This window comes from Acinetobacter sp. 102 (genome assembly GCF_037028485.1).
Classification (GTDB): Bacteria; Pseudomonadota; Gammaproteobacteria; order Pseudomonadales; family Moraxellaceae; genus Acinetobacter; species Acinetobacter higginsii.
The window spans coordinates 220,633-230,384 of sequence record NZ_JAZEZK010000005.1 but is presented as its reverse complement, the minus strand read 5'-3'; the positions used below and the strand labels follow the sequence as shown (position 1 = coordinate 230,384).

The following is a 9,752-nucleotide window of genomic DNA, read 5'->3' as shown; positions in this document are numbered from 1 at the left end:
TCCGAGATGTGTGTTGTAGCAACTGCACGTGCTGCATTAGAGCTTGGTTATGACGTATTGTTACCACATGACGCCCATGCAACATATGATGTGCCAGCAGGACCAGGATCGCATGGTGTACCTGCTGCGATGGCGGCGAGAGCAGCAGAGTGGTCGCTTGGTGATGAAATTAGGATTTGTGCATCGGTGAATGAGGTGGTTTTTAAGAGAGTCTGATATATAAAGTTTATAAATAACAATTTTTATATGTTTTAAAAAACCGCTCAATAGAGCGGTTTTGATGTTTTAAAAAGACTTTTACACTAAAATTCTCTTATTTCAGGGTAATTTTACTCCACGACTCATACAATTTAACGGCTGCAGAGAAGTCACTATTGGGCTCAGCAGTTAAATTCGCTGCTTGAATCAAACTTTGCGTTAACGACAAAATCGGAGCAGGGAGCTTGGCATCCTTGACGAGATCAAGCGCGATGCCTGTATCTTTCGCCAGTAAAGGTAATCCAAACGTCACAGGAAACTCACGACTTAATACACGCTGCGGGAAAATGGTTTCGGTAACTAGACTTTTTCCGCTAGAAGCATTAATACAGTTCAGTGCGGCATCCAGATTGACACCATGTGCTTTTAAGGTACTAAATCCTTCGGCAACAGACCATAAATTCACAGCGAGCAACATATTGTTAATGGCTTTTACCGCAAAGCCAGCACCAGATTCACCGACATGTTGAATTAATTTTCCGACGGCTGCCATTGCTGGGTAAGCACGTTCAAAAGCATTGACATCGCCGCCCACCATGACGGTTAAGGTTGCATTTTCAGCGCCAACCGTTTGCCCACTGACGGGTGCATCCAAAAAGTCCACATTTTGAGCTTTTAATTTCTCAGCCAGACGGCGTGCTGCTTCGGGCACTCCACTGGTGCAGTCAATCCAGATCGAGCCCGACTTAATTTCAATACCTTCGATTAATGCTTCAACGTCATCGCTGGTCGGTAAACAAGAAAAGATAATATCGGCCTGAACCGCTTGAGCAAGTTCAACGGCTTGAGTTCCATATTCTGTTGCATGCTGTTCTGCTTTACTAAAATTTCGATTCCAGACATAAACGTTTTCGAAATATTTAGGAAGATGCGCCGCCATACGATAGCCCATAGCGCCTAAACCAATGAATGCAACAGATTGAGTCATACTTTACCTTTTTATTTGTGTTGATCGTTCGGCTAACCATGTCGCCAGTGTTGGCCAGAACTCAATGGAACTGTTTTGACTGGACATTAAACCTAAGTGCCCGCCAGGGATAAGAGTAAACGTGACATCTTGGCTGCTTGTCAACTGGGTCAGCGGGAATGCGGACTCAGAAGTCACCAGTTGATCGCCTTTACCTGCACCCACGAATAGAGAACAATTGATGTTTTTGAGTTCAATAGTTTTGTTCTTGAGCTGAATTGCGCCATTTTTTAAAGGATTCTGCAACCAGACATTAAATAGCATGTCCTGATTCACACCACCCGGATAATCAATCATGTTATTTAAGAAGTGGCTAAGCGTCGCATCTTCTTGTACCAACTTTAGATTATCCAAGTTTTTCAATAACTGGATATTGCCATCAATCCAGCCTTTAGGATCTAACAGTTTGAATCCAAGCGAGTTTAGGAAGCCTGGTGAATGAATCATTAACTTCGGTAAACGGTTATAGATGTAATCTTTAATGGTGGGGTTACGGTTAGTCAGATAAGCCAAAGTTTTATATAACTTGCCAATATAACCCGAAGCATAGCTGTCGATCGGACTACCTAAGACCACAAGATTTTTCACTACACTCGGTTGATGGCGTGCGGTATAAAGCGTGACGAAAATCCCCGCCATACTCCAACCATGTAGTGAAATTTTTTCAGATTTAGAATGTTGTTGAATGGCTTCAATACATTTAGGAATAAAGTTATCAATAAAAGATAGAAAGTTAATCTGATAATTTTTATAAGTCAGTTTACCCCAATCAATTAGATACACATCAAAACCGCTTTCCTGAAAGTGTTTGACCAATGAACGGTAAGGATACAGGTCATAGATATCCATATTGATTGCTAAAGGTGCAACGAACACCAGTGGTTCTTTATAGAGTTTTTTCTCTGAAGCATAGAAACGGACACGGGTTTGTTTGAATTGTGCAATCACTTGATAGGGTGTCGATTGAGACAAAACCAGTTTGTCGGCATCGAAGACACGCATAGCCAGATGTTTAAAATTTATTTTTTGCTGTTCCACAAGCGATTTCATCTTAGAAAGTCTCATCATGAGTCAAGATTGCACGAAGTCTAAGCGATAATTTCATCTTACGCCTTGACCTTAAATACCTTAGGCGCTCAAAATATTGGCATATTTCTTCATTATGATCATAAGGCATACAGAACGATGAATCCAAGCGATGATTTAGAATACCAACTAGAGACACTGGCAATTCGCACAGGGCATGATCGTACCTCTGAAGGTGAGCATAGTGAGCCAATTTTCCTGACCTCATCATTTGTGTGCGAAAGTGCGGCTGATGCTGCAGCAAAATTCTCTGGGCAAATCGCTGGTAATACCTATTCACGTTATACCAATCCAACCGTACAGGCTTTTGAAAAGCGTTTAGCGGTACTGGATGGCGCAGAACGTGCAGTCGCGACCAGTTCTGGTATGGCTGCGGTACATGCAATGTGTATGGCCTATTTAAAAGCGGGCGACCATGTCATTTGTTCTCGTGCGGTATTCGGTTCAATCATTGCATTATTTGAAAAATATGTCGCGAAATTTGCCGTTGAAGTGACTTTTGTCGATTTAGATGATCTTGAAGGCTGGAAACAGGCGATTCGTCCAAACACGCGTATTCTCTTTATTGAAACGCCGTCAAATCCATTGGCACAAGTGGGTGATATGCAGGCCATTGCAGATATCGCCCATGCCAATGGCGCTTTATTTGCGGTCGATAACTGCTTCTGTACGCCAGTATTACAGCAACCGATTAAGTTTGGTGCGGATTTAGTACTTTATTCAGCAACAAAATATATTGATGGCCAAGGTCGTGCGCTTGGTGGTGCAGTTGTTGGTAAAAATGACTTGCTTGAAGAAGTAAATGGTGTGATTCGTACTTTGGGTAATTCAATGAGTCCATTCAATGCATGGATTTTCTTGAAAGGCTTGGAAACACTGAGCATTCGTATGAAAGCCCATTGCGAGAGCGCACAAAAATTAGCGGAATGGCTGCATCAACATGAAAAAGTTGAAAAGGTGTATTACGCTGGTTTAGCTGATCATCCTGGGCATGAGTTGGCGAAAAAACAACAAAAAGGTTTTGGTGGTGTTGTATCTTTTGTGGTGAAAGGCCAGCGTGAAGGTGCTTGGACTGTGATCGATAACACTCGTTTCTTGTCGATTACCAGTAATCTAGGTGATGTTAAGTCAACAATTACGCATCCAGCAACGACCTCGCATGGTAGAATGTCGGCCGAAGCTAAACAAGCTGCAGGAATTGAAGAAGGTTTGATTCGTGTGTCTGTTGGTTTAGAAGACATTGATGATATTATTCGCGACATATCACGCGGTTTAGATTTAATTTAACGAGAGAAACTTATGAACATTAATATGCTCATGCAGCAAGCTCAGCGCATGCAAAAAGATATGGAATCAAATCTTAAAAAAGCCAAAGAAGAGCTTGCAAAAACTGAAGTTCATGCGGAAGCTGGCGGTGGTTTAGTTAAAGTTACCATGACTTGCCGTAATGTGGTTAAGCGTATCGAAATTAGTCCTGATTTATTACAAGACGAAGCAGATATGATTGAAGATTTGATTGCTGCTGCGATGAATGATGCTGCACGTCAAGCAGAAGCCATTTCTGAAGAGAAATTAAAAGGTGCGAACACTGGTATGGGCTTGCCACCTGGCTTATCTGGTTTATTTTAAATCCCTCCCAGCCTCCCTTTAAAAAGGGAGGAGTACCCCTCTTTATTAAAGAGGGGTTAGGGGCGATTATGAGAGTTGATTTGTGTTTAGTGAACGATTTGAACAATTAGTTCAAGCATTACGTATATTGCCAAGTGTTGGTCCCAAATCAGCACAGCGTATGGCATTACATTTGTTAATGAAAAACCGTGAAGGTGCATTTGCGCTTTCTCATGCTTTACATGAAGCATCTAGCCATATTCATGAGTGTCATATTTGTCATTCATTAACAGAAAATGAAATCTGTGATATTTGTGCTTCAGTAGAGCGAGATGAACAATTGCTTTGTGTAGTTGAATCACCAGCAGATGTGATGGCGATTGAGCAAAGTGGCAGTTTCCGCGGTAAATATCATGTTCTAGGCGGACATTTGTCACCTTTAGATGGTATTGGCCCTGAAGAAATCGGAATTCCATACTTGATTCAGCGGCTCAGTGCAGGGCAGATTCAAGAGGTGATTTTGGCAACCAATGCCACAGTAGAAGGTCAAGCAACCGCACATTATCTGGTTGAAGCTACAAAACATTTACCAATTCACATGACTCGAATTGCGCAAGGTGTGCCACAAGGTGGTGAACTGGAATATGTAGATAGTCATACCTTAAGTCAAGCTGTACATAACCGTATGCGAATGAAATAACTGGGTTCATTCGCATTTTTATATATTTATATTAAATTCATGCTGTTAATTTAAACAAATAATTAAATTTTACATATTGTCTAACATTATCGTAGATCTATTTATTGTGATTTGTGGCACTATTGACGGGCGAAAAGGATTTTCGTTTTTTGATGAATGGAAGAGGAGTAATTTCATGTCTTGCATGTGGAATACCAATTAATTTTTTTGTATTTTTCAGTTGAGCAATGACTGACATTGGGCAGTTTTATTGCACATGGTTCTTTATTATTTTACTTGAGCACACATGTTTCAGTTTATCCAACAGCAACAAGATTTAGCTGTTCTCCTCAAGCAGATGGAACAGTGTTCTGTCTACGCCCTTGATACCGAGTTTATTAAGGTCGATACCTTATATCCTAAACTTGGTGTCTGCCAAATCAATTTGAATGGTCAAATTCTATTGCTTGATGGCACCGCATTGGATCTCAGCAATTTTTGGCCGAAAATTTTTGCTGCACAACAGAATATTTTTCATGCCTGTGGCGAAGATATAGATCTGATCTATCATTATGCTGACCAAAAACCATTAAATAATGTATTCGATACGCAAGTTGCGTTGGCATTTCTAGGCCATGGGCTTCAAGTTAGTTATCAAAATGCGCTTAAAACCTGTTTGAATATTGAGATTGAAAAAGATCAGACTCGTTCGGATTGGCTTGCTAGACCATTAACGCAAGAGCAGATGTGCTATGCGGCAAATGATGTAATCTATTTAAGCAAACTTGCAGATGCATTGAAAACAGATCTAAAAGCAAAAGGGCTGTATCAATACGTATTGGAAGATTGTCAGAATCTCACCAAAGAGATTGCGATGGAAACACCATTGGCAGAGTTGTACACTGATATTGGTAATTATCGCCATTCGCGCCGTGAGTTGATGCAATTGCAACAACTCAGCATTTGGCGAGAGCAGATTACCAAGGCGCTGAATCAGCCGCGTAGCTTTATTCTGAGAAACTCCACCATGATTGATTTGGTGGAAAAGAATCCTCGCAATAATTTTCAGTTGGCACGAATTAAAGATATTCGTCCGCACATTGTACGCGAACATGGCAAAATGATTCTTGATTTACTCAAGTTCTTACCGCCAGAGGATGAATGGCCATTGCGCATGGCTAAACCGATCAAGAGTAATTCTAAAGAAGTTGCACCCAAAATTGATGCGTTGATTGAAAGTGTAGTCTTAAAAACTGGGATACCAAAAGAAGTATTACTACGTAAGAAATGGATGAATGCGATCTATGAACATGTGGTATTTCATTTAGATGAGCAGTCCTTACCGAGTTATTTAATGGGCTGGCGCTATGACATTCTGACGCAACCATTGATTGCGTTGTTAAAAGAAGATATTGAATATTTAGCGATGCAAATGAAAATAGCACGTTAGAAAATCAAAGAGCTAATTTATTAGCTCTTTTTTTTGGCTTTGATGATGAGCATCATGGGGCGTCTTAATTCATTCTGCCAACTTAACCTTTCCACCATTTCTTTAGGTGGTGTTGGTTCAATCACTGCTGTAATTTCAAAACCTGCAGTTAATAAGGCTGTAATATGGGTTTCAAGCGTTCTGTGATATTTCACAACTTTTGCATCTAAAAAATGGGTTTCTCTTTTGCCTTGTTCGAAATAGTGGTCAACAGGCCAGTGCATCGGCTGTTGCTCTGCATCATAGTACCAATCTTGTTGTTCACAGGCTGTGAAAATAGGATGCTCAACCGAATAGTACAGTTCGCCTTGAGAAGTTAATAAGGATGCAGCCTTGGCAAACACAGGCTCAATATCTTCGATGTAATGCAAAGCAAGAGAACTGATTATGACGTCAAAGCTCGCTTTATCTGCTGTAAAGTCCTCAATTGCGGTATGTTGATAGTCCACGTTTTGGGCTGATGTTAAGAGACGTGCTTTTTCAAGCATTTTAATGGATAAATCAATTCCGATCACTGAACGAGCACCTTGTTCAGCAGCAAACTGACAATGCCAGCCATAGCCACAACCTAAGTCTAAAACCTTTTTGTTCTTTAACTGGGGTATATGTGTTTTAAATGCGGACCACTCACCAGCAGCATTTAGGCCATGCACTGAGCGAGGCATTTTTGAGTATTCAGTAAAGAAGTGTGGATCATCATATTTGTTTTGTTGCATAGCTGTGCCATTGAAAAATCATGGCTTGATTATGACACTCTGCGCGAATACTCGGAAATAGGTTGTATTGTGAATCTGGAAAAAAGACGACTCTAGCGTTAACAATCGTTAATGTATCCATTTTTATTTTCATGTATGCTGTCTTTGATTGTTAATAGATGTGAGTAAACATGCACTGCGATATTTATAGATCGAGTAAAAAAGATGAAATGTATATGTATATTGCTCGTCCAAATTATCCTGATGACAAGGAACAAGAAAACCCATTTGAAGGTGTTCCAGAAACAGTTCTACAAGCATTTGGCAAAGCCACTTTTGTCATGCATTTAGAACTTCATAATGAGCGTAAACTTGCACGTGCTAACGTTTTACATGTGTTAGATTCATTAAATACCAAAGGCTTTTTTATTCAGATGCCGCCAGAGGGATTAATCAATCCGAATGCGGTAGAACCAGAGGGTTTACGCGGTGCTTGAGACTCTAACAGCGATTTGGTCAAACATTCTTTCAGTACTGGATCAGTTCCCTGAAGAAAATGTTGCGATCATTGTTTATGTTACAGGGACGCTCATTGCATTGTGGTGTTGGTATCGTTTGATGTCACGCCTACCCAATCCAATTGGTGGCATCCTTTGGATTATTGCCTTTGCAGTTCTTGCGACTCCAACAATTTCAGAAGGCCCAAACTCGGCCTTAGCACCAGCAATTTTTGGTTTGCTTTTTGGTGTCCTCACCAAAGAACATGTCTTAGTCTGGTCTAACTTATCATTGATTTTATTTGTCATTGGTACGGGGTTACTGATCGGCTTCTGCTGGTCAAAATACACTGCAAATAAAACTGCACGTTCAGTTTAGATACAACGTTACATATAGAAAAATAAGGTTTTAAAATGTCTGCTGATACACAACACTTCACTGGTACAGATCAATATATTGCGACCGATAGCCTGAAACTTGCAGTGAAAGCTGCTCGTGCTTTACAAAAACCATTATTGGTGAAAGGTGAGCCCGGTACTGGTAAAACATTACTTGCAGAGCAAGTGGCTGAAAGTTTGGGTTTGAAGCTGATTACGTGGCATATCAAATCAACCACCAAAGCCCAGCAAGGTTTGTATGAATATGATGCTGTTTCACGTTTGCGTGATAGCCAGTTAGGTGATGATCGTGTCTATGACATTAAGAACTATATTAAACCCGGTAAATTGTGGGAAGCATTTACCAGTGAAGAGCGTTGTGTATTGTTGATTGATGAAATCGACAAGGCGGATATTGAATTTCCAAATGACTTATTGCATGAACTCGACAAAATGTCGTTTTATGTTTATGAGACTGGTGAGACCATTACTGCAACACAACGCCCGATCATGATCATTACCTCGAATAATGAGAAGGAACTGCCAGATGCGTTCTTGCGTCGTTGTTTCTTCCATTATATCGAATTCCCTGATGATGCAACCATGCGTGACATCATTGCGGTCCATTTCCCGAATATTTCAAATACCTTGGTGAGTGAAGCCTTACAGGTGTTCTTTAAATTACGTGAAATCCCGAATTTGAAGAAACCACCTTCAACATCAGAACTCATTGACTGGTTAAGCCTGCTGATGGCAGATGATATGCCAGAAGATGTGTTGCGTAATCATGATAAATCCAAAGCGATTCCACCATTGTATGGTGCCTTGATTAAGAATGAACAAGATGTGCAATTGCTTGAACGTTTAGCCTTTATGTCACGCCGCTAAGAGTGTTTAAAAATGTTTGTGCGACTGTTTTACACCTTACGCAAATATGGCGTACCTGTAACAACACGTGAGCTCATTGATCTTAATCAGGCGGTAGCTTCAGGTCTTGTGTTTGCAGATCAGGAACAGTTCTATCAATTGGCTAAAACGGTTTTAGTCAAAGATGAGCGCTTTTTTGATAAGTTCGATCGTGCCATGAAAGATTATTTTGATGGCATCGAAACTTTTGATTTAGATGAGTTGCTGAAACAAGTTCATAAGTTACCCAAAGACTGGTTTGATCTTGAGCTGTTAGAGAAGCATCTTACGCCTGAGCAACGTGCAGAATTGCAAAAAGCGGGTTCTCTCGAAGAATTGATGAAAATGCTGGAAGAGCGCTTACGTGAACAGCATAAAAAGCATCAGGGTGGCAATCGTATGATTGGCACTGGGGGAACTTCACCTTTTGGTGCGTTTGGTGATCATCCTGAAGGTGTGCGTATTGGTGGGCCAGGGCGTAAACGTTCGGCGGTTAAAGTTTGGGAACAACGTAAATACCAAAATCTGGATGATGATCAGGTTTTGGGAACCCGTCAAATGCAAATTGCCTTACGTCGTTTGCGTAAATTTGCACGTCAAGGTGCTGCTGAAGAGCTGGATGTCGATGGCACTATTCGTGAGACAGCAAAACAAGGCATTTTGGATGTACAGCTGGTTCCAGAGCGTCGTAACCGCATTAAAGTGTTAATGCTGTTTGATGTTGGTGGTTCGATGGATGCTTATATTGCTGAGTGTGAAAAGCTATTCAGTGCGGCCAAATCAGAGTTTAAAACCTTAGAATATTTCTATTTCCATAACTGTCTGTATGATCATGTGTGGAAGGATAACCATCGCCGTAGTTCAACCCGTATGAATACTTGGGATCTGTTCCATACCTATGGACGTGATTATCGGGTCATCGTGGTCGGTGATGCCAGTATGGCACCGTATGAATTAAAATCTGCGGGTGGCTCAGTTGAATATATGAATGAAGAGTCGGGTGAAGTGTGGCTTAGACGTTTACGTCAGCACTTTGACAAAACCGCTTGGTTGAACCCTGAAATGGAAGGTTACTGGCATTACACCCAAACCATTAACTGGATTAAAGAAATTTTTGAGAATCATATGTTTCCAATGACCTTGAAGGGGCTTGAGGACATGACACGCTATCTATCGCGTTAAAACTTTA

General features: G+C 40.9%; 12 protein-coding genes. 9 read left to right on the top strand and 3 right to left on the bottom strand.

Annotated features, from left to right (window positions below):
* The coding region (locus tag WA352_RS07080) for an isochorismatase family protein (RefSeq protein WP_336141661.1) at window positions 1-216 on the top strand (216 nt) is incomplete at its 5' end.
* Between the two features lie 97 nt (window positions 217-313).
* Here WA352_RS07080 and WA352_RS07075 read toward each other — a convergent pair.
* Entirely contained in the window at window positions 314-1,186 is an 873-nt protein-coding gene (locus WA352_RS07075) for an NAD(P)-dependent oxidoreductase (protein ID WP_033134489.1), read from the bottom strand.
* A gap of 3 nt (window positions 1,187-1,189) precedes the next feature.
* A complete protein-coding gene (locus WA352_RS07070; RefSeq protein ID WP_005315584.1) occupies window positions 1,190-2,275 on the bottom strand; it encodes an alpha/beta fold hydrolase in 1,086 nt (361 codons plus the stop codon).
* A 135-nt stretch (window positions 2,276-2,410) separates the two neighbouring features.
* Here WA352_RS07070 and WA352_RS07065 point away from each other — a divergent pair, with 135 nt between their 5' ends.
* The 4 genes from WA352_RS07065 (at window position 2,411) to WA352_RS07050 (ending at window position 6,048) form a co-directional block, all read left to right on the top strand.
* Window positions 2,411-3,598 (top strand): O-succinylhomoserine sulfhydrylase, encoded by a 1,188-nt coding sequence (locus WA352_RS07065; protein WP_033134490.1) that lies wholly within the window; start codon window positions 2,411-2,413, stop codon window positions 3,596-3,598.
* Window positions 3,599-3,610: 12 nt separating this feature from the next.
* Window positions 3,611-3,940 (top strand): YbaB/EbfC family nucleoid-associated protein, encoded by a 330-nt coding sequence (locus WA352_RS07060; RefSeq protein ID WP_004653412.1) that lies wholly within the window; start codon window positions 3,611-3,613, stop codon window positions 3,938-3,940.
* A gap of 82 nt (window positions 3,941-4,022) precedes the next feature.
* Window positions 4,023-4,619 (top strand): recombination mediator RecR, encoded by a 597-nt coding sequence (gene recR / locus WA352_RS07055; RefSeq protein WP_004653413.1) that lies wholly within the window; start codon window positions 4,023-4,025, stop codon window positions 4,617-4,619.
* Window positions 4,620-4,905: 286 nt separating this feature from the next.
* Entirely contained in the window at window positions 4,906-6,048 is a 1,143-nt protein-coding gene (locus tag WA352_RS07050) for a ribonuclease D (protein WP_005203529.1), read from the top strand.
* A gap of 20 nt (window positions 6,049-6,068) precedes the next feature.
* Here WA352_RS07050 and WA352_RS07045 read toward each other — a convergent pair whose 3' ends face one another.
* Window positions 6,069-6,803, bottom strand: coding sequence for a class I SAM-dependent methyltransferase (locus tag WA352_RS07045; RefSeq protein WP_033134491.1), 735 nt, complete (start codon window positions 6,801-6,803; stop codon window positions 6,069-6,071).
* 170 nt (window positions 6,804-6,973) lie between these two features.
* Here WA352_RS07045 and WA352_RS07040 point away from each other — a divergent pair, with 170 nt between their 5' ends.
* The 4 genes from WA352_RS07040 to WA352_RS07025 are packed head-to-tail and all read left to right on the top strand — an operon-like array spanning window position 6,974 to window position 9,745.
* Entirely contained in the window at window positions 6,974-7,279 is a 306-nt protein-coding gene (locus WA352_RS07040) for a YcgL domain-containing protein (protein WP_004653415.1), read from the top strand.
* Window positions 7,272-7,658: a hypothetical protein gene (locus WA352_RS07035; protein ID WP_005203531.1), complete on the top strand. Its 387-nt coding sequence runs from the start codon at window positions 7,272-7,274 to the stop codon at window positions 7,656-7,658. The genes WA352_RS07040 and WA352_RS07035 overlap by 8 nt, the downstream gene beginning before the upstream one ends.
* Before the next feature lie 35 nt (window positions 7,659-7,693).
* A complete protein-coding gene (locus tag WA352_RS07030; protein ID WP_033134492.1) occupies window positions 7,694-8,545 on the top strand; it encodes an AAA family ATPase in 852 nt (283 codons plus the stop codon).
* A gap of 12 nt (window positions 8,546-8,557) precedes the next feature.
* On the top strand, window positions 8,558-9,745 hold the full coding sequence (locus WA352_RS07025) for a vWA domain-containing protein (protein ID WP_004653418.1): 1,188 nt from the start codon (window positions 8,558-8,560) through the stop codon (window positions 9,743-9,745).
* The last annotated feature ends 7 nt before the right edge of the window (window positions 9,746-9,752 follow it).

Bases quoted from the DNA above. Each gene is read 5' to 3' on its own strand.
- WA352_RS07075 (WP_033134489.1), bottom strand. From the start codon at position 1,186: ATGACTCAATCTGTTGCATTCATTGGTTTAGGCGCTATGGGCTATCGT.
- WA352_RS07070 (WP_005315584.1), bottom strand. From the start codon at position 2,275: ATGAAATCGCTTGTGGAACAGCAAAAAATAAATTTTAAACATCTGGCT.
- WA352_RS07065 (WP_033134490.1), top strand. From the start codon at position 2,411: ATGAATCCAAGCGATGATTTAGAATACCAACTAGAGACACTGGCAATT.
- WA352_RS07060 (WP_004653412.1), top strand. From the start codon at position 3,611: ATGAACATTAATATGCTCATGCAGCAAGCTCAGCGCATGCAAAAAGAT.
- WA352_RS07050 (WP_005203529.1), top strand. From the start codon at position 4,906: ATGTTTCAGTTTATCCAACAGCAACAAGATTTAGCTGTTCTCCTCAAG.
- WA352_RS07045 (WP_033134491.1), bottom strand. From the start codon at position 6,803: ATGCAACAAAACAAATATGATGATCCACACTTCTTTACTGAATACTCA.
- WA352_RS07040 (WP_004653415.1), top strand. From the start codon at position 6,974: ATGCACTGCGATATTTATAGATCGAGTAAAAAAGATGAAATGTATATG.
- WA352_RS07030 (WP_033134492.1), top strand. From the start codon at position 7,694: ATGTCTGCTGATACACAACACTTCACTGGTACAGATCAATATATTGCG.
- WA352_RS07025 (WP_004653418.1), top strand. From the start codon at position 8,558: ATGTTTGTGCGACTGTTTTACACCTTACGCAAATATGGCGTACCTGTA.